Source organism: Polaribacter pacificus (assembly GCF_038024035.1).
Classification (GTDB): Bacteria; Bacteroidota; Bacteroidia; order Flavobacteriales; family Flavobacteriaceae; genus Polaribacter; species Polaribacter pacificus.
This window is the reverse complement of record NZ_CP150664.1, coordinates 122,046-142,832: the sequence shown is the minus strand read 5'-3', so window position 1 is coordinate 142,832 and position 20,787 is coordinate 122,046. Positions and strand designations below refer to the sequence as shown.

The 20,787-nt window shown below is 34.2% G+C and carries 16 protein-coding genes; 5 read left to right on the top strand and 11 right to left on the bottom strand.

Annotation, left to right across the window (positions count from 1 at the left end; genetic code table 11):
* Positions 1–88 precede the first annotated feature (88 nt).
* Positions 89–1,252: an ABC transporter ATP-binding protein gene (locus WHC90_RS00625; protein WP_229664934.1), complete on the bottom strand. Its 1,164-nt coding sequence runs from the start codon at positions 1,250–1,252 to the stop codon at positions 89–91.
* Position 1,253: 1 nt separating this feature from the next.
* Positions 1,254–2,114: an ABC transporter permease gene (locus WHC90_RS00620; protein WP_188598933.1), complete on the bottom strand. Its 861-nt coding sequence runs from the start codon at positions 2,112–2,114 to the stop codon at positions 1,254–1,256.
* A gap of 122 nt (positions 2,115–2,236) precedes the next feature.
* On the opposite strand from WHC90_RS00620, the gene ftcD reads away from it, so the two are divergent.
* Entirely contained in the window at positions 2,237–3,931 is a 1,695-nt protein-coding gene (gene ftcD, locus WHC90_RS00615; protein WP_188598934.1) for a glutamate formimidoyltransferase, read from the top strand.
* A gap of 3 nt (positions 3,932–3,934) precedes the next feature.
* Positions 3,935–4,396, top strand: a complete 462-nt coding sequence (locus WHC90_RS00610; RefSeq protein ID WP_188598935.1) for a GNAT family N-acetyltransferase — start codon at positions 3,935–3,937, stop codon at positions 4,394–4,396.
* On the opposite strand, the gene aroQ is transcribed toward WHC90_RS00610, so the two are convergent.
* Both aroQ and WHC90_RS00600 read right to left on the bottom strand, forming a co-directional pair.
* The gene (aroQ, locus tag WHC90_RS00605; RefSeq protein ID WP_188598936.1) at positions 4,391–4,804 is read right to left on the bottom strand and encodes a type II 3-dehydroquinate dehydratase; all 414 of its coding nucleotides are present in this window, start codon (positions 4,802–4,804) and stop codon (positions 4,391–4,393) included. The two genes, WHC90_RS00610 and aroQ, sit on opposite strands and share 6 nt — an antisense overlap.
* A gap of 34 nt (positions 4,805–4,838) precedes the next feature.
* Complete coding sequence (locus WHC90_RS00600; protein ID WP_188598937.1) at positions 4,839–5,369, bottom strand: outer membrane beta-barrel protein; 531 nt, start codon at positions 5,367–5,369, stop codon at positions 4,839–4,841.
* Positions 5,370–5,460: 91 nt separating this feature from the next.
* Between WHC90_RS00600 and xerD the strand changes: the two genes are divergently transcribed.
* Positions 5,461–6,357, top strand: a complete 897-nt coding sequence (gene xerD / locus WHC90_RS00595; protein WP_188598938.1) for a site-specific tyrosine recombinase XerD — start codon at positions 5,461–5,463, stop codon at positions 6,355–6,357.
* Between the two features lie 45 nt (positions 6,358–6,402).
* Here xerD and WHC90_RS00590 read toward each other — a convergent pair whose 3' ends face one another.
* From WHC90_RS00590 to WHC90_RS00555, 7 genes are all read right to left on the bottom strand, one after another.
* Positions 6,403–7,494: an alkaline phosphatase family protein gene (locus WHC90_RS00590; RefSeq protein ID WP_188598939.1), complete on the bottom strand. Its 1,092-nt coding sequence runs from the start codon at positions 7,492–7,494 to the stop codon at positions 6,403–6,405.
* On the bottom strand, positions 7,487–9,076 hold the full coding sequence (locus tag WHC90_RS00585; protein ID WP_340819807.1) for a fibronectin type III domain-containing protein: 1,590 nt from the start codon (positions 9,074–9,076) through the stop codon (positions 7,487–7,489). Before WHC90_RS00585 ends, WHC90_RS00590 begins: the two co-directional genes overlap by 8 nt.
* 46 nt (positions 9,077–9,122) lie before the next feature.
* Positions 9,123–10,619, bottom strand: a complete 1,497-nt coding sequence (locus WHC90_RS00580; protein WP_188598940.1) for a SusD/RagB family nutrient-binding outer membrane lipoprotein — start codon at positions 10,617–10,619, stop codon at positions 9,123–9,125.
* Positions 10,620–10,625: 6 nt separating this feature from the next.
* Positions 10,626–13,787: a SusC/RagA family TonB-linked outer membrane protein gene (locus WHC90_RS00575; protein WP_188598941.1), complete on the bottom strand. Its 3,162-nt coding sequence runs from the start codon at positions 13,785–13,787 to the stop codon at positions 10,626–10,628.
* A gap of 229 nt (positions 13,788–14,016) precedes the next feature.
* The gene (gene rny, locus WHC90_RS00570; protein ID WP_188598942.1) at positions 14,017–15,585 is read right to left on the bottom strand and encodes a ribonuclease Y; all 1,569 of its coding nucleotides are present in this window, start codon (positions 15,583–15,585) and stop codon (positions 14,017–14,019) included.
* 223 nt (positions 15,586–15,808) lie between these two features.
* Positions 15,809–16,102, bottom strand: coding sequence for a cell division protein ZapA (locus WHC90_RS00560; RefSeq protein ID WP_188598943.1), 294 nt, complete (start codon positions 16,100–16,102; stop codon positions 15,809–15,811).
* Positions 16,103–16,118: 16 nt separating this feature from the next.
* On the bottom strand, positions 16,119–16,409 hold the full coding sequence (locus WHC90_RS00555; RefSeq protein WP_188598944.1) for a hypothetical protein: 291 nt from the start codon (positions 16,407–16,409) through the stop codon (positions 16,119–16,121).
* Positions 16,410–16,578: 169 nt separating this feature from the next.
* On the opposite strand from WHC90_RS00555, the gene WHC90_RS00550 reads away from it, so the two are divergent.
* Positions 16,579–18,276 carry a M23 family metallopeptidase gene (locus WHC90_RS00550; RefSeq protein ID WP_188598945.1) on the top strand — a complete coding sequence of 566 codons (1,698 nt, stop codon included), beginning with the start codon at positions 16,579–16,581 and terminating at the stop codon, positions 18,274–18,276.
* Positions 18,277–18,306: 30 nt separating this feature from the next.
* The gene (locus WHC90_RS00545; RefSeq protein ID WP_188598946.1) at positions 18,307–20,757 is read left to right on the top strand and encodes a TonB-dependent receptor; all 2,451 of its coding nucleotides are present in this window, start codon (positions 18,307–18,309) and stop codon (positions 20,755–20,757) included.
* The last annotated feature ends 30 nt before the right edge of the window (positions 20,758–20,787 follow it).

Genomic DNA, 20,787 nt, shown 5'->3' with positions numbered 1-20,787 from the left:
ATAGAATTTGTATTTTTATAAAAAACTAAAAAAAAGAGAAACTCTACATTAAATTTTAAAATAACTATTAGAAGTTTTACAAAAAAAACTAAATCTCCAATAATTCACCTGCAAAAACCCTCTTGTGCTGCGGATCTTTATTTTTTATATGAATTGGGTAAAATGGGGTTGCAATGGCCAAATCTTTACCTGTCAATGAGGTAGCCCAAACCTTAGCTTGTAAAGAATAAATTCCATCATTTAAAGAGCTTATATTTAGTTTAAATTTTTTTAAAACAGAATCACCCTGTGACATTTTTTTCTCAAACAACATTAATTCAGTACCATTGTAATCAATCAACTTTATAAAAAACCTTCCACTCTGAACTTGTAAATCCGATTTTAACAATGTCTGAAAAACAACTTCATAATCCGAAATACTATTGATGATTAGATCAAAACCTGAGCTTATAATGTTTTTTCCATTAAAATAAAGATTAATTATTTCACTTGTCTTTCCAATACTGTGAATCTGTCCATCATTTAAAAGTATGCATTTAGGACATAAAGAACTAATAGCACTCATATCATGACTCACAAACAAAACGGTTCTCCCATCCGTATTAGAAATATCTTGCATTTTTCCGATGGCTTTTTTTTGAAATTCTGCATCCCCTACAGCCAACACCTCGTCTACCACTAAGATATCCGGCTCTAAAAAAGCAGCAACCGCAAAAGCCAAACGTACTTTCATTCCACTAGAATAACGTTTCACAGGAGTATCTATATAGCGTTCACATCCAGAAAAAGCTACTATTTCATCAAATTTAGCAGTAATCTCTTTTTTGGTCATTCCAAGAATGGCACCATTTAAATACACATTTTCTTTACCTGTCATCTCTGGATGAAAACCAGTACCAACCTCTAATAAAGAAGCAATACGCCCCTTTGATTTTATAATTCCAGTAGTTGGTGCTGTTACCTTTGATAAAATTTTTAACAAGGTGGATTTCCCTGCGCCATTTTTACCAATAATCCCTAAGATTTCTCCACGGTTAACTTCAAAATTAATATCTTTTAAAGCCCATACATACTCTGACGTACCTTTAGTAGATCGGCTATTGGTTTCTCCTATTTTTAAATACGGGTCTTCTTTTCCTCTAATCCTTGCAAAAAATCGATTTAAATCATGACTAATAGTTCCAGTACCAATCATTCCCAATCGATACTGTTTTGATACATTTTCTACCTTTAAAATTACTTCGTTCTTCATCCTAAATTGTATCTATAAAAGTTTTTTCAGTTTTGTTAAAAATAAACAAGCCTACTATGAAAACTACAAATGATATTAATAGCATATAAAAAATATCTAAGGGCAAAACTCTTGCCTCTATAGTTGGAAAAACTATTTTTCTAAAGTTTTCAATAACAATTGTCATGGGGTTATATTCTACCAACCAAGAATATTTAGGAACTTTCTCTTTAAATAGCTCTACAGGGTACACCACTGCCGACAAATACATCAATAATTGTACACCAAAAGAAACTAAAAAAGTTAAATCTCTGTATTTTGTTACCATTGAAGAAATGATCATCCCCAAACCTAAGCCTAAAACTCCCATAGATATAAACAGTAAAGGCAAATACAACAAGTTTAGAGAGAAACTAAAATCTATTGCATCTGTATAAACAAAATAACAATAGAAGAAAATAAAAATAAATAATTGAATTCCAAATTTCAATAAATTTGAAACGATAATAGACATGGGCATTATTACTCTCGGAAAATAGACTTTCCCAAAAATCTGTTCATTCTTTTTAAAGGTATCCGAAGTATCTACTAGGCAATCTTTAAAATAATTCCAAGCTGTAATTCCACCTAAATTAAATAAAAAAGCGGGAATACCATTTGTTGAAATATTACCTATATTATTAAAAACCAGTGTAAAAATTACCGAAGTAAACAAAGGCTGAATGATATACCATAAAGGCCCTAAAATAGTTTGTTTATAGAGCGTAATCACATCTCTTTTAACAAATAAAAAAAGTAAATCTTTATATCGCCACAGTTCTTTAAAATCAATTTTTAACAAATTGTTTTTAGGGGTTATCGTAAAAAGCCACTTTTCATTCATTCAAAAAATTATAAAAATCAAATATAACCTTATTTGGTGCAAATTCCCAATTCATTTTTCCTAAAAAAGGATAGAGTTTACCCTGATTCTTTTATTTTTGAAAAGAATAATCTTTTAAAGCCATGAATAGACAACTCATAGAATGTGTTCCGAATATTAGTGAAGGACGCGATATGCAAAAAATAAACGCCATTGCCAATATCGTAAAAACAGTCGAAGGTGTTCAACTCCTAGATGTTGATCCAGGTAAAGCTACCAACAGAACTGTGATTACATTTGTTGGTGAACCTCAGCAAGTTATCGACGCTGCTTTTTTATTAATCAAAAAAGCAGCTGAACTAATTGATATGAGTTCACATACTGGGGCTCATCCTCGTTTTGGTGCCACCGATGTATGCCCGCTTGTGCCAATTGCTAATATTAGCATGGAAGAAACAGTCCGCTATGCACATCAACTTGGGAAACGCGTGGGTGATGAATTGGGTATTTCTGGTTATTTTTATGAAAATGCAGCAACCTCAAAAGAAAGAAAAAATTTAGCTACTGTTCGTTCTGGTGAATATGAAGGCCTTAAAGACAAATTAAGCAATACGCTTTGGAAACCTGATTTTGGACCAGAAAAATTCAATAAGAGCACTATAAGCTCTGGTGTGACTGCAATTTCTGCAAGAGACTTTTTAATTGCCTATAACGTCAACTTAAACACTACTTCTAGCAGAAGAGCCAACGCTATTGCTTTTGATGTTAGAGAAGCCGGAAGAGTAAAAAGAATAGGAAACCCGATTACAGGAAAAAAAGCCTTAGACAAAAACGGAGAACCCATTCGGATTCCAGGAAAACTAAAAGCTGTAAAAGGGATTGGCTGGTACATAGAAGAATATGGAATTGCACAGATTTCTTATAATTTAACCAATATTAGCATAACCTCTATGCATGAAGCCTTTGATGAATCAGATAAGGCAGCTACAAAAAGAGGTTTACGGGTCACTGGCTCAGAACTGGTTGGACTAGTTCCATTAAAAGCTATGCTTGATGCTGCAGATTATTTTTTAAAAAAACAACAGCGCTCCATAGGTATTAGTGAGTCTGAAAAAATTAAAATAGCGGTCAAATCTTTGGGCTTGGATGATTTAAAACCATTTAATCCACAAGAAAGAATCATTGAATATGTAATGAATTCTAAAGCTTCAAAAAAACTCATCGACTTTAGTGTAAAAGATTTTGCAGAAGAAACTGCATCTGAATCTATGGCTCCAGGCGGAGGAAGTATCGCTGCATACGTTGGTACTTTAGGCGTTTCTTTAGGAACGATGGTCGCCAATTTATCAGCACACAAACCTGGCTGGGATGACCAATGGGAATATTTCTCTGATTGGGCAGAAAAAGGACAGAAATACAAAAATGAATTGCTGTTTTTAGTCGATGAAGACACCAATGCTTTTAATAAAATTATAGATGGATTTCGCTTGCCAAAAACAACCGAAGAAGAAATAATCATCAGAAAAAAAGCCATTGAAGATGCGACAAAATATGCTACAGAAATCCCTTTTAAAGTGATGGAAACAGCTTGTAATTCTATGGAAGTAATGCTAGAAATGGCAAAAAATGGATTGCAAAATTCACTTTCTGACGCTGGTGTGGGTGCCTTATGCGCAAGAACTGCTGTTATTGGTGCTTATTTTAATGTTCGCATCAATGCAAAAGACATAAAAGATAGCGTTTTTGCAGAAAAAATTCTTTTTGACGCAAAAAACATTTATGAAAAAGCCATTGCTTTGGAGCAAGAGATGATGGCAATTGTAGACGCAAAAATTTAAACTATGCTAGAAGTTTCTATTATTCCTTTTAAAAAAGAATTTGCAAAGGATTTTTATAATTTAAACATAGAATGGCTACAAACATACTTTTATGTAGAGCCTTATGATGAAAAGGTTTTAAGCAATCCACAAACGTATATACTTGACAAAGGTGGCTTTATTTTTTTTGCTACTTATGAGAATGAGATTGTGGGTACTGTTGCTTTAATTAACGAAAAGGAGTGTTTTGAGTTGAGTAAAATGGCTGTTTTACCCAAATATCAAGGAAAAAAAATTGGTCAACAACTCATTGACTATTGCATTGCTTTTTCTAAAAATCAAGGTTGGAAAAATATTATGCTGTATTCAAATAGAAGGCTAGAGCCAGCCATTAATTTGTATAAAAAAGTTGGATTTATAGAAGTTGAACTAGAAAAGGATGTGCATTACGAAAGAGCTGACATTAAAATGAAGCTTACCTTATAAAAAACTTTCAATAGCCAATTGATAACTTTTAATTCCAAAACCAGCTATGACTCCTTTTGCATTGGGCGCTATAAAACTTACATGCCTAAATTCTTCTCTAGCATGTACATTAGAAATATGCACTTCTACAACGGGAGTTTCAATCCCTTTTACCGCATCTCCAATACCAACCGAAGTATGAGTATAAGCAGCAGCATTTAAAATAATCCCATCAAAATCAAAACCAACTTGGTGTAGTTTGTCTATCAATTCGCCTTCTATGTTGGATTGAAAATAATGTAAATCTACTGTTGGGTATTTATTTTGCAGAGCTGTATAAGACTCCTCAAAGGTTGTTGCCCCATAAATATGAGGTTCTCTCTTGCCTAATAAATTTAAATTCGGTCCGTTTATAATAATTAACTTCACTTGAAATATTTTTGTAAAAATAGAATTTATTAATTTATAAAAATCGATAGGCTAAACCAGCCTGAAAATAATTATACCTTCCGGTAACGCCTGGAAAAACTTGATCTTCTAATTGATTTGAGGCTCCAAATGCATAGCGAATAGAAAAAAACAAAAGCTCAGAAAAATCATAGGCAGCTCCAATTGCAAAAGCCACACCAAATGATTTAATCCCAGGTGACTCTTCTAAGGCAATACCCATTAGAGGCCCTCCTTGTACACTAAATCCTTGAGTCATTTCGTATTTCAATAACATGGGAAGCATAATTTGACTCATACTTTCTGATTGACTAAAGGTTTGACTAAAAGCTACTTCTGGCTGAAAGCTTAACTTTTCGATGACATGAAAATTTTTAAAAACACCTATATAATACCCAGATGCACCATCAAACCCAGAATAACCTCCCCCATCTACTACTGCGCCAACATACTGATAACCAACACTCACCCCAAAAGTTTTATCTTGAGCTGCCAAAGTACCATAACTTAAAAACACGACTACGAATAAACTAAATAGATTTTTCATATTTTTATGGGATAAATAGTTAAGGCTAATATACCTTTCATTTTTTTAAAAACCTATTTTAGTAACTCATCTTTTAGATATTTAAGTCTCTATGAAATGGCAACAAGCACTAACAGATTACCAACTTTACTTAAAAATTGAACGCGGACTATCTACCAATACTATTGAAAATTATCATAGAGATGTTCGTAAGCTTATGCTGTATTTAGAAACTCATAAAATACAAGTGAGTCCTCTTCATATTGACACAAGTGATTTACAAGGGTTTATTTATGAAATAGCCAAACAAGTTAGTGCGAGCAGTCAATCAAGAATCATCTCTGGTTTGAGGAATTTTTTTGATTTTTTAATTTTTGAAGATTATAGAAATGACAATCCTACAGAATTGATAGAGAGTCCAAAAATTGGAAGAAAACTTCCAGACACACTTTCTGAAACAGAAATCAATAAACTTATTAGCGCTATAGACCTAAGCCATCCTCAAGGGGAGCGAAACAGAACCCTAATAGAAACTCTTTACAGTTGTGGCTTACGTGTAAGTGAATTAACCAGCTTGAGAATCTCTGATTTGTTTTTTGATGAGGGCTTTATTCGGGTTGTTGGAAAAGGCAATAAAGAACGTTTAACGCCCATACATTACAATGCCCAAAAATACATCACCACATATTTGCATCAAATTCGATCTAAAATAACACCTCAAAAAGGTTATGAAGACACTCTTTTCTTAAACAGAAGAGGTAAAGCGCTAACCAGGCAAATGATCTTTATCATTTTAAAAGATTTGGCTACAAAAATCAATTTAAACAAAACTATTAGCCCACATACTTTGAGACATTCTTTTGCAACTCATTTGTTAGAAGGCGGGGCTGATCTAAGGGCTATCCAGCAAATGTTAGGGCATGAAAGTATTACCACAACCGAAGTTTATGTACATTTAGATAAATCGTACTTAAAAACTGTCGTAGAAAAATTCCATCCAAGAAAATAAAAGCCTCCGAAATCGAAGGCTTTTAAAATTAGTTTTTTCTTTTATTTATTTTACAAAAACAAATGGAGCTCCAATGTTTTTATTGGGAATTTTTAGACCTAATAATTTAGCAACAGTAGCCGCAATTTGATTTGTATAGATTTGCTCTTCTACTGAGATTTCTCCCTGCGCATCAATCCCTTTACCATAAGCCATCAACCATACTTGATCAGTATTTTTAATTGAGTTTCCATGGTGCTTCCATGTGTCTAATGGCTGGGTCCCTCTTCCGTGATCTGTAGTTATTACAAAGGTAGTTTGATCTTTGTAAAAAGGGTCTTGCTGAACAAAATCCCAAAGTTGACGGAGAAATGCATCTGTGTTTTTAGCCGATTTTAAATAGGCGTCGTACTTGCCATCATGTGCAAAATCATCTGTTTCTCCGTACGATATATACACCAAACTCGGATGTTTTTCTTTAAGAGTTTCTAAGGCGTAATGATGCGTAAAAGCATCCAAACGAACACTCCCCCAAGGGCTTGGTACTTGATCCTGCAATTCATTTAAAAAGATTTCTTTATCAGTTAACTGAGTTCCTTGTGCCTTTTTAAAACCTGCATTCACATACAAACCGCTTCGCTCTTCGTTGATGATAAACGGAAACACATCCCAGCTACCAAATGCAGCAACTTTTCCTGCATAGACTTCTGAATTTTGAGCATACTCTAAAACCGTAGTATTTGGGTTTGGCATTTTTTTATTACTATCGATACGAGCATCATCTGCCACTCCTGTTAAAATCTCATTATAACCAGGATATGAAAAATGCATCCCGTTAGTCAAATTCATTTTACTACCCAAAGTTCTATTGCCATGGAGTTGTCCTTGTGTTGCTATTACATCCCAAACAAATGGAAATAAAGCCTGTCTCCTTTCGGCTGCTGTCGGTCTCCAAAACTCCTTTTTTAAAGCCTCTGGATTATCTACATAAGTTTTGTTGGTTACCAACAAAGAGTCTGCTCCAGAAAACAGTTCTTGCCAACGCAGACCATCTAAAGTAATCACAATCACCTTTGGGGAGTCTGCAAGTTCTGCAGGTTGATTACATCCGCTAAAAGCGATGCTTAAAACACTGAATATTATAAATTTTTTAATCATTTTTTTTAGTTTTAAAAGTGCGTATTTCTGACCAGTCACTCCAGTTTAAATATTGATCTCTGTAACGTACCCTTGCATAATAGGTTGTATTGGGTTGCAAACGTCTAACTTGCTCATCTGTAAGATCATCATCTTTTTGTCGGTTTACCTTGTAATACCAGTTTTCATGCTGTTTCCAACTGTCAAAAACAAGTTTTGTAAAAGTTGTTTCCGTGGCAACTTGCCATTGTGCAGCTGCATGAATCGCTGAAGTTAATTTGCTGGTAAAAGGGCTCGCTTTTAGTTTTAAACCTTCTATTTCTTGGACTGTATTGTTTAGTGAAATTAAGTTTGGCTTTATTGGAGCAACTCTATTTTTATAGACGGTAATACTATCAGTAAGCTCGTTATCTCTAAATTCTAGATTGTTTCCTCTGCTAATTCTTTTTAGAGTAAAAGATGGATTTTCTTTTGATGGATCTACAGTGGCTAGTACAAAACCGTATTCATCTTGTGTAACCGTAAACTCATCGTAATCTCTACCTTCAAACTCACCCCAATTATCTATAGCTCCTCCTGCTGAAGCTACATTTACCCAAAGGTGTTTGTGCTCTTTAGATTGCCCTCTAGAATACCCATGTGTATGTCCAAAAAAGTGCAGACTAGGTTTGCCTGTTTTTTTTGAGAACTCTTCTAGTAACTTGATAACTTTTCCTGTAAAATCAGTTTCTCCAGGAATCCAAAGTTCTGATTTATGAGGGTGATGTAATTGTGCAAATACAAAATCGATATCAGGGTTTTCTGCTGTTTTTTTTAAGAGTTTTTCTAACCAAGATAACTGTTGTTTTATATCTCTATACCCATCATTTGAGTCTAAGCCAATTACACGAGTATTTGAATAATCTTTATACCACCAATGCTCAGCGTATTCTGGGCTTCCATTTTTTGGAAGGTGAAAATATTTAAAGTAAAAATCAGAATTCCGCTCGTGATTTCCAGGTACTGGATATACAGGGACTTTTGAAAATAAGTTTTGTGCTGGCTTAAAAAAGTGTTCTTGCCATTGACTAAAATTAGTTCCACTCTGAACCAAATCTCCAGGAATCACAACCATCGCTAAATTTTCTGAAACATCCTTTTGGTTTTTAGATTTTAAATATGGGAGCACACCGTCTTCTACAATTTCTAAAAATTTTGACGGGTGCTCATTGTCGATTTGCATATCACTCATCGCCAAAATGTTAAACTTTTTGATATCTCCTGCAAAAGGAGGTGTTTTAAATTGATACAATTGAGAAACAGTTTTCCCAGTCTTCACTTTATAATAATATGTTGTAAACCTCTTCAACCCTTCTAAATGCACTTCATGCACTCGTTTTTCTGTAAAATTGATATCAAAAGATGTTCCGGAGCTTCGCTTCCCTAGTTTTGGAGAAGTTCCCCAAAGAACCATAGCCTCATCTCCAAAATCTGTTTGCCACATAATTTTTATACTAGTTGGATTTGCATCTTGTAAATAAGGTGCTATCTCAATGGTTTGAGCAGAAATACTGCTGCATAGAAAAAAAATGCTGAGCCTAACTATTAATTTTGTTTTCATCATTCTAAAATTTAAAAAGCCGCAACTTAAATTGCGGCTTTTTGATTGATTAATTTAACCACCAAGTTTTTTGACGGATTTCATCATTAGCTGCTCCAAACTGTTCTTTGATTGCTTGCGAAACATTCTCTGAGTTATCATTGTACTCAGAAGATGGATAAATCCAACGTGTTGGAGGTGTATTGGTTCCTAAATATGAGAATGCAGGATAACCTGTTCTCAAATGATCAAAGTACATTCTCCATCCTGTTTGTAAAAAAGAAGTAAAATACTTTTGAGTTAAAATTAGCGATAATTTTTCATCTGCTGTTACTGCATTGGTAAAAAGAACTTTAGCTCCAGAAAGATACGTATTGGCAGCAGCTTCTGTAACAAATCCTTGTTGACCAACAGCATCAACTCTATTGCCTTTTGCATAAGTATTATAGAACTTAAAGTTGGCTTTGACTGCGTTTTCATAATGCGTTTTTGCATCAGTTGCTATCCAACCTCTAACAGCAGCTTCGGCCAAAATAAATTGAACCTCAGAATAGCTCAATAAATTATGAGCTTCTGTTGTTGGATCTACAGTGTATCTTGCATTAACTTTAGATACTTTTCCAGCAGCTGCCAACAAGTTAACATCGTTGTAAGGATCTGTAGGGTTACCACCTTCATAAGCATTGAAATCATTTACTGCTAAACCATTTTCTTTGGCTTGTTTTGTACGATCTGCATAAATAAACAACCTTGGATCTTGTCTCTCTTTTAATTGATCTATAAAGGTAGAAGACATGTACAATCCAGATCCATAACTACTAGAGTTAAACTCTGTATATCTAGTATCTACAACATCAGCAAAATCTAAACGAGCACTTTCATCAAAACTAGAAATAATAGGTTCTGATGCATAGATTGCAGCAAAGCTACTCTTTACTTGTAAATCTGTATCAGCCTCTTTTTTTGATAGACTTAGCAATATTTTTAATCGAAAAGAATTGACTAATTTTCTCCACTTACTAACATCGCCATTAAAAATAGGATCACCAGAGATAAAATCATTACCAGCTAATAAACTATTTGCTTGTTCTAACTCTTTTAAAACACCTACAAACACTTCTTTTTGACTTGAGTATGCTGGCTGATACAATTGATCTGTTTCTCCTTTTAAAGCATCTGCATAAGGAATCGATCCAAATGACAAGGCCATATTGTAAAAATAATAAGCTCTAAAAAAGTGACCAACACCTACGTAAGAATTGTTTTCTATCCTAGTAGCCTCTTCTATCATTTTTGTTACTTGACGCAATTGATTAAATCCATCAAAACTACCTCTACCCCATTTGTAATATTGCTCACTGCTCTCACCGTCTGTTTGCACAATCATTCTCGAAGCATACATAGCTCCTCTTCCTTGAACTTGAAAAGCTCTTGAAGCTATTTGTGTTAACAATAAATCTGGATGTGTTTGACTAACCTTGTTAGGGTTTTCATTGATGTCTATTTTTTCACAGGATGCTAATGCAAGTGAAATAAAAACTAAAAAAATAATTTTATACGTATTCATTTTTTGTTAAAATTTAAGAGTTAAACCAAGTCCTACATAACGTGTAGAAGGATCTTGTAAATCATCATCATTTCCAAAATCAGGATCTATGATATCGGCCTTTTTCCATACCAATAAATTATATCCATTTAAACTTGCACTTATGTTTCTAAAGCCTTTTACATTTAACGTTTCTGTCAAATCGTATTTTAAGGATACAGTTCTTAACTTAAAAAATGTTCTGTCAAAAACATTGGCAAATGTTTTGCTTTCTGCCGAAGTTACTTGTGCTCTATATGGGTAGTTTTGAGACCAAGTTTGCCAGCTTACTGGTGTACTGTGTTTCTTATAAGTTCTGGTGTCAGAAATAACATTCCCTTTTACATCTCTAACAATAGATCCTCCTGTAACATTAACTCCATTAGGAACGTAAACAGTACCTATACCCTTTTGATACTCTTCATCTCTGTAGGTTGTAGAATTTGGATGCTTACCACCCCACCACATTTTTTCAACTGTTTTAGATCGAATTAAACCACCCCAAACACCGTCTATTCCAATGTTTAAAGAAAGTTTTTTATATGTAAATGTGTTTTCTAAACCCAATCTCCAATCTGGATCCTTATTTCCAATATTTTGTTGGTAAGGATTTTTTGTTGGAAGCCCTCTACTGTCTAAAATAAGCTCTCCATCTGCTGATTTCTCCCAAACTGTAGCATAATAAGCATCAGTTCTATCATTTAATCGCAGTTGTCCATAAAGATCTGCTCCTTCATCTAATCGAGTTAATCTTTGTACTTTTTTACTCCAGTTTGCAAGTACATTCCATCTAAAGTTTTCTTTTTTAATTGGAGTTCCTCTTAAAGCAACTTCTACACCATTGGTAGTAAATTGATGTGCATTTACTTTTCTTGAAGTATACCCAGATCCAATAGAAATTGGCAAGTTTATGATCGAATTTTCATCTACAGCATTGTAATATGCTACATCCAATCCCAATCTGTTTTTAAATAATGAAGTACTAATTCCAAACTCTAAGTTAGTTGTTAATGATCCTTCAATAGCTGAATTAACTAAGCTACCAGAATACGACAACATTGGTTTGCTATCAAAAGTTCCTGCATTGTCATAATACGAGTTAATCTGATATGGGTTTAAAGCTCTTTTTACTTGTGCCCAAGAACCAAACACTTTTAAATAGTCTACCTGTTCTGGTAATTGCACCCATTTAGATACCATCGTACTCAATGATACAGAAGGGTAAAACAATGAATTATTATCTGTTGGTAATGTTGAGTGTTTATCTGTTCTACCTGTAAATGTTAAAAACAACTTATCTTGATAATCCAATTCTAACATTCCGTAAAAACTATTTACAGCTCTCTCACTAAAATTAGTGCTTCCTTTAATGTTCCCTTTGGTATTGTTTAAGCTGTAAACAAAAGGAACGATGATTCCGTCAGTTGCATTGTATTCTTGTTGATATCTGTGATATTCTGATGAAGCCCCAAGATTTGCATTGATAGAAATTGCGTCTGAAATCTTTGTATTATAAGACAATAACATATCGTAATCAACATCTAAACTACTCGTGTTCCACGTTTTGTAATCTCCGTCTCTAGGATCTCCGTAGTTTAAATATGATTTTGGGCTTTTTCTATCTTCAAAACGATCTTTGATGATCGCTGATGCTCTACCTTGAAGTTTTAAGTTGTCAGAAATCTCATAAGTTAATCTCAATTGGCCATTTAACACATTCGAATCATATTTTTGAGTTAACTCATTGGCCGCAAAATACACGTTATTATACCAAGCATAATTAAAATTTGCTTGTCTGTAACCTTCTTGACCAGGGATATACGGATGTGCTCTTAATTCATCACCATTAACATCATCACCCATCCATATTAAAATGGTGTACATGTGATTTTTAGGACCATAACCATGTCTTGGATAGTTAGGAGAAAACACCTTGTTATACGCAAACTTACTATCTAAAGTAAGCGCCTTTGATAGCTTTGAAGAAGAGTTAAAGGTTAAGCCTGCCGTTTTAAGGTCTGAGTTTGGCACTCTTCCTTTGTGGGATTTATAATTTCCAGACAAACGGTAAGATCCATTCTTTCCCGCATTCGAAATTGAGAAATTAGTAGTACTTATAATTGCTGTCTCTAAGAAGTTTTCTAAGTTATTGTGGTATTCCCAATCAATCGGAACTCTAGAATAACGTGATTTATCATCATACTTTGTATTACTTACATCTCCCCACCAAGGAATAGTCTCTCCAGTTGTTTTGTCAAGTATTGGACTGTTCCATTGTGCTACTTTTACACCAGGTTCAAATTTTGGTCCCCAGATCATATCTCCATCAGAGATACCACCATCTTGACCATCCCAAAACTCGTATTTACCATTTGAACCGTTTCCGTATTCAGTTTGTGTTTCTGGAAATACTGTAAATCCAGCACTAATCATCGTGTTTTGAGAAACCATCACCTCTAGTCCATTAGATTTACTTCCTTTAGAGGTGGTAATTTGAATCGCTCCGTTTCCTCCTCTATATCCATATAATGCAGATGCCGAAGTTCCTTTTAAAACTGTAATATCCATAATGTCATCTGGAGAGAGATCATAAAAATCTGTACTCACCGGAATTCCATCTACTACAATTAAAGGTGATTTCCCTCTTAATGAAAAAGAAGGTGACTGAAACAAGCCCGTTGGATTGTTAATCGTTAAACCTGCTACTTTACCAGTTATTAATCCTGCAACATTAGGTGCGCCTACCTCTTTTAAAGTTTCTGCATTCACTTTTTGAGTTGCGTACCCAACCTTTTTTTGCTCTCTTTTAATTCCTAAAGCAGTAATGACAACCTCGCTTAAGGTATTGGTTGCTGGTAATAGTTGAACTTCTATGTTTTTTTGGTTTCCAATAGTAACTTCTTTGCTGGCATACCCTAAGAACATAATTTGGATTACAGCTGCCTCTTTTTCAAAAGTGATGCTAAAATTCCCATCAAAATCAGTGGTTGTCCACTGCTTGCTGTTCTTTACTGTAATCGTTGCCCCAGGTAAGGGTGAATTGGTTTCATCTACAACTTTTCCAGAAACCTTCTGTTGTGCATGTACAACGATACTCATCAGGAAAAAACCTACCAATAGTAAAAGCTTCCCTGTAATTTTGTTTTTCATTTGTGTTTGTTTTTAGTGATTTAAGAATGATACAAATGAAGCTAGGAAAGGTTAATTTAGTCAATCAATTATGTTAGGATATTACTATTTAAGGGTGTTTTTTTCTTAAAAAAATGTTAATGAAACAGCCTTAGCTGTCAAGAAAATTAACGTTTACATAAAATTTGGGCACAAAAAAAAACCTTGCGAATAAACACAAGGTTTTTAATGTACTAATTTTATAAGTTTTTTACTTGGCAACGTTTACTGCACGGGTTTCCCTAATCACTGTAACCTTTACCTGACCTGGGTAAGTCATGTCATTTTGAATTTTTTGTGAGATATTAAAAGAGAGTTCAGATGCTTTTTCATCATTAACTTTGCTGCTCTCTACCATCACTCTTAATTCTCTACCTGCTTGAATAGCATACGCTTTTTGTACTCCTGTAAATCCAAATGCGATGTCTTCTAAATCTTTTAGACGTTGTATATATGAATCTAACACCTGACGTCTTGCTCCAGGTCTTGCTCCTGAAATAGCATCACAGACTTGTACGATAGGAGATAGTAAACTCTTCATTTCGATTTCATCATGGTGAGCTCCAATTGCATTACAAACTTCTGGTTTTTCACCATACTTCTCAGCCCATTGCATTCCTAGTAGTGCGTGAGGTAATTCGCTTTCTGTATCTGGAACTTTTCCTATATCGTGTAAAAGACCAGCTCTTTTTGCCATTTTAGCATTTAAACCTAACTCAGCTGCCATAATTCCACAAAGGTTGGCTACCTCTCTCGAGTGCTGTAATAAGTTTTGTCCATATGATGAGCGGTATTTCATTCTTCCAATAGTTTTAATCAACTCTGGATGTAAACCATGAATCCCTAGATCAATTACAGTACGTTTCCCTACTTCAATAATTTCTTGAGTAATTTGTTTTTCTGTTTTTTGAACGATCTCTTCAATTCTAGCTGGGTGAATTCTACCATCTGTGACTAATTTGTGTAATGACAAACGAGCAATCTCTCTTCTAACGGGATCAAAACAAGATAAGATAATAGCATCAGGAGTATCATCAACGATAATCTCTACACCAGTAGCAGCTTCAAGGGCTCTAATATTACGTCCTTCTCTACCAATAATTCTTCCTTTTACATCATCAGATTCAAGGTTAAAAACAGAAACACAGTTTTCTACTGCCTGTTCTACCCCTACTCGTTGAATGGTATTTAAAACCACTTTTCTAGCATCTTGCTCCGCGGTTAATTTGGCCTCTTCTGTTGCGTTTTGAATAAATGCCATAGCATCTGCTTTGGCTTCGTCTTTTAAAGAGGTAACTAGTTCTTTCTTTGCTTCATCTGCGGATAGACCTGAAATTTGCTCAAGCAAGTCTACTTGCCTTTTGTGATTTCTTTCTAACTCGCTTTCTTTCTTTTCAAGGAAATCTAATTTGTAAGTAAAATCAGCTTCTTTTACTTCTAAATTTTTGTTTAGCTTTTTTGTTTTGTCTTGCTCTGATGCTAATTGAGATTCTCTGTCTCTAATGCGCTTTTCAACTTCAGAGATTTTCTTTTCTCTTCCTAGGATAACTTTTTCATGCTCAGATTTTAATTCAATGAATTTTTCTTTTGCTTGTAAAATTTTATCTTTTTTTAATGATTCAGCTTCTTTTCTAGCTTCTTTCAGTATTGATTCTGCTTCTTTTTTTGTGGCGCTTAATAATTTTTTTTCTTTGGATTTTTCCATCGCTTTAGCAATGATAAAACCAATAATCGCACCTATAACCACTCCTAAAATGGAGGGAAGTATCATTTGTTCCATAATCTTGATTTAATATATAAAAAAAGCCTACATCAGTGGGTTTATAAACTCCAATATGATATTAATAGGACTAACTAACTGATCAAGAATCCGTGTAGTTCTCTCTAAAGAGGTACAACGGCGCGCTTTAACAGTTAAGACTCATCCTTCATAATTGAACAGTGTTGAGTTTATCAAACAATTACTAACGTAGGCAGTGTGTTTTAATGTTATTTTAAAGAACTTATTCTAAGTGTTTTTGTAATAAAACATTTAGATCATTTATTTTTTTTAAAGCTTCATCCTGTGTGACATCCGAATCTAAATTCGCGATTTCTAATTGAGATGCAAATCGCAGTGCACACATAGCAAGAACATCTTGCTTGTCATTAACCGCATAATTTTGCTCATACAAGGAAATTAATTGGTTAATACTGCTTGCAGCTTTTCGCATTCCTTCCTCTTCTTGAGTGTTCTTAACACTTAAAGGGTAGTTTCTACCAGCAATTACAACATTAATTTTTAATTTTCCTGACACTCTTAAAGAACTTCGTTTATTCGTTTAGCTGTACTATACATTTATCGATTTCTCGAACTAAAGCATTTATTTTGAGTTTTGTTTCTCTTGTATTTTCTTCACTGCCATTAATAGTTTTTGCCATTTTTAACAAATCGTATTGTTCATGCTGATTTGCGATGACTTGCTGACTTTTGATTAGTTGCTGTTGCAATACATTAACTCTTTGGAGAAGAACTTCATTTTCTTCTTTTAAAAACTCATAATTAGCTAGCAAGGTCTGTAACCTATCTTCCAGTGTATGAATTGCTTCTAATGTTTTGCTCATCAAGTATTAAAAATCAAAACTATTGTTACAAAGTTACCATTCTGAAACTTAAATCACAAAAAAAATGCTTGTTTTTAGTTGAATATTTATAACTAACTGTAAGTAAACACTCTAGCTTAAGGGCTTTCGAATCCTTATTTTTTTTATTAATTTAGCCAAAAATGTTATTTTGAAGATTTTTATTTACACAATTGTCTCTTTTTTTACGCTTGCGTCTTATTCTCAAAAAAAATATCCTGAAAACTATTTTAGAAGTCCTTTAGATATTCCAATTGTCTTAGCAGGAACTTTTGGTGAATTAAGAAGCAATCATTTTCATGCAGGCCTTGATATCAAAACTAAGCAAAGAGAAGGCTTAAAAGTATACGCCGCTGCTGATGGTTATGTTTCTAGGATCAAAGTTGCTTTGTGGGGCTATGGAAAAGCTCTTTACATTACCCATCCCAATGGGTACACCACTGTATATGCCCATTTGAGCAAGTTTGGAGAAGGTATTGAAGAGTATGTTAAAAACATCCAATACAAAAAGGAAAGTTATGAAACTGGTAACATCTTCTTAAAACCAGGGCAATTACCCATAAAAAAAGGACAAATAGTTGCATTAAGTGGTAGTACAGGAGGTTTTGTTGCCCCTCACCTACATTACGAGATTAGAGATACCAAAACAGAAAAAATTATCAATCCACTATTTTTTGGAATTCGACCAAAAGACAGCATTGCTCCAAAAATAAAAAACCTATTGATCTACCCTATAGAAGATGGGTCTCGAATACATAATTCTGACAAAAAATCAAACTTAAAATTACGCAAAATAAAACCGTTTATTTATAGCACCAATCAAGTGTTAGCAAGTGGTCGAATTGGGTTTGGTCTTGAGGTTTACGATCAACTAAACCACGCATACAACAAGAATGGTATTTACGCATTGGCCATGTTTGCAAACGGACTAAAAATCTACGAACACAAACTAGAAACCTTTTCGTTTGCAAAGAGTAAATTTATCAACCTACTGATAGACTATCCGCATTATGCAAGGTATAAAACGAAGTTTCAACGACTTTTTAAAAGACAAAAAAACACCTTAGGTATTTATAAAAAGTTAATCAATGATGGTTATATTGATGTAAAAGAAGGTTGGGATTACAATATAGAAATTGTAGCTTCTGATTTTCAAGGAAACAAAACAACCATTCGTGTTCCTGTTAAAGGTGTAAAAAGCAATGCGTTATTTAAACAAGCTCCAGACACCACTGCTTACAAAATCACAGCAGGTGCTTTTCATAAATTTGACTTAGGAACGGCCAATGTGGCATTCCCTAAAAATAGCTTTTACAAGGATGTCTATTTAGATTTAAAAGTAGACAAGGATGTGGTAACCATTCACGAGCCAAATATTCCATTGGATAAAAGTTTTACACTTACTTTTGATATTTCTAAATACACTGAGGATCAGGTTAAGCAGTTGTATATTGCCAATATCAACAATAAAAAGTATCCAAATTATCAAGCGACAACTAAAAAAGAATCCAAGGCATATACCACAAGCAAAACTTTAGGGAAATATACCTTACTAATCGACTCTAAAAAACCTACAATAAAATTAAAGAATTTTAGAAATGGTAGCTGGCTCACAAATTCTAAAACTCTAACAGTTGAGATTAACGATGTTGGTTCTGGCATAAAAACCTATAGAGCTACTATAGATGGTGAGTGGATTTTAATGGAGTACAACCTAAAAAAGAAACTTTTAACCTATGATTTCTCTGACAAAAAGCTAACAGAAGCAAAGCATAAATTCGAGATTGAAGTCTTAGATAATGTAGGAAATAAGAGCAGTCTTAGCGCTACGTTCTATAAAAAATCCTAAATTCGTATTTTAATTTATGAAACCTACTTTGTGAAAAAAAGCTTTTGTATCATCGCCTTAATTTGGCCCTTTGTTTTACTGTCACAAACCAGCCTTCTAAAAGGTATTGTAAGCAACAGTTCTAAAGAACCTATAGAAGGGGTTTCAATAAGTTATGAAAACAAAGGAACTACAACAAAGGCAGACGGTAGTTATCAATTACAAATTCCTACTGGCAAAACCATCGTTGTTACTTTTACGCATGTTGCCTACAAAAGTATAAGCAAAAAATTCACCTTAAGAAGTAATAGAACCATCGTATTTTCTCCAAAACTTGATGTTTTAATACAAAGTTTAAAAGAGGTTTCGGTGGTCAATAAAAAGAATGCGGCACAAGGAGTGCTCGCCATCGACACCAAAAAAGTTAAAAGGTTACCTGGAGCAAATGCGGGTGTAGAAAATTTATTAATGACGCTTCCTGGCGTTAACAATACCAATGAGTTAAGTACTCAGTACAATGTAAGGGGTGGTAATTTTGATGAAAATTTAGTCTATGTAAATGGTATCGAGATTTACAGACCTTTTCTAGTGCGATCAGGGCAACAAGAAGGTTTAAGCTTTATCAATTCTGATATGGTTCAGCAAATTCATTTTTCTGCTGGTGGTTTTCAAGCCAAGTACGGAGACAAACTATCTTCTGTCCTTGATATTACCTACAAAACACCTAAATCTTTTAAAGCAACTATTGATTTAAGTTTGTTAGGTGGTAGCGCAACCATAGAAGGAATTTCTACAAACAAAAAATTTAGTGCATTAATAGGGTTCCGTCACAGAGATAACAGTTTGTTTGTAAATTCTAAACAAGTCGAAACAAATTATACGCCGAGTTTCTCTGATGTACAATCCTACCTTAGTTATGCCTTTTCTGATAAGTTATCCTTAAGTTTTTTAGGAAACTTTTCTTTAAACAACTACAATTACACGCCTATTTCTAGGAAAACTCGCTTTGGAACTTTGGCAAACCCCATAGAGTTAATTGTCTATTACCAAGGCCAAGAAAAAGACAGCTACCTAACAAGTTTTGGGGCGCTAAATCTAAAGCACACACCAAATGACTTTTGGACATTTAATACAACCCTGTCTAGCTACAACACTCAAGAAGAGGAATACTTTGACATACTTGCTTCCTATAATTTGGGGGCAGTTGACAGCAATCTAGGTTCTGAAAATTTTGGTGAAGTTGCTTTTTCAGAAGGAATCGGATCACAACTCAATCACGCCAGAAATGATCTTGATGCAGTTATTACAAACATGCAATTTAAAGCAACTTATAAAAAAGATGAAAACCAAATAGATTTAGGGATTCTGTATCAAAATGAACAAATAAAGGATCGAATCATTGAGTGGGAAGTAATCGATTCATTAGGCTTTTCTGTAAGACCTTTACACCATAGTATTAACAACAATCAGCCCTATGACCCATATACTGGAAGCATAGAACCTTACCAAGCTATTAGAGCATTTAACAGTGTTCAGATCGACAGAATTTCTGGCTTTGCTCAATATAGTAGGAAAGGTTTTTGGAACGAACATCAAGTTTGGTATAACCTTGGAGTTAGAGCACAAAATTGGCGAGTAAAACCCAATGATCAGCCTGCGGTTAGTCAATTAATCATTAGTCCTCGGGCACAATTTGCAATCAAGCCAGACTGGGATCAAGATCTGCTCTTTAGAATTTCTGGCGGTTGGTATTCACAAGCCCCTTTTTATAAAGAATTAAAAGATTCAAATGGAAACATTAAAGCCGATGTAAAAGCACAACAAGCTATTCATGCTGTGCTTGGTAATGATTATAGTTTTATGCTTTGGAATAGACCCTTTAAATTGACTACAGAGATTTATTACAAACATTTGAGCGATGTAAATCCATACACTGTTGACAATGTTCGAATTCGATATCAAGCTAAAAACAATGCAACTGCTTATGCAACCGGAATAGACGTTCGATTAAATGGAGAATTTGTACCAGGCAATGAAAGCTGGATTAGTATTGGCCTTTTAAAAACGCAAGAAAACATAGACCAACGAGGTTATATTGCCAGACCAACAGATCAACGTCTAAAAGTGGGGGTTTTGTTTCAAGACTATGTGCCTAACCTACCTGATTTAAAAGCCTATATTAACCTAGTTTACAATTCTGGGGTACCAGGTGGGGCTCCTTCTTATGCAGATGCCTATCAATTTCAGAATCGATTAAGCGCCTACAAAAGGGCTGATTTAGGAGTGTCTTATGTTTTTGTAGATGCTAACAAAAAAGCAAAAGCTGCTTGGCTTAAAAATTTTAGAGAGTTTACTATGGGCTTAGAGCTCTTTAATATTTTTGATATACAAAATTCAATCACCAATACTTGGGTGCGAGATGTCTATTCTAAAACCCAATATGGAATCCCCAATTATATGACAGGACGGGTGTTAAACTTTAAATTGGGTGTGCAATTTTAATTTTTTAGTCCAATCAAAATAGATTGGCTT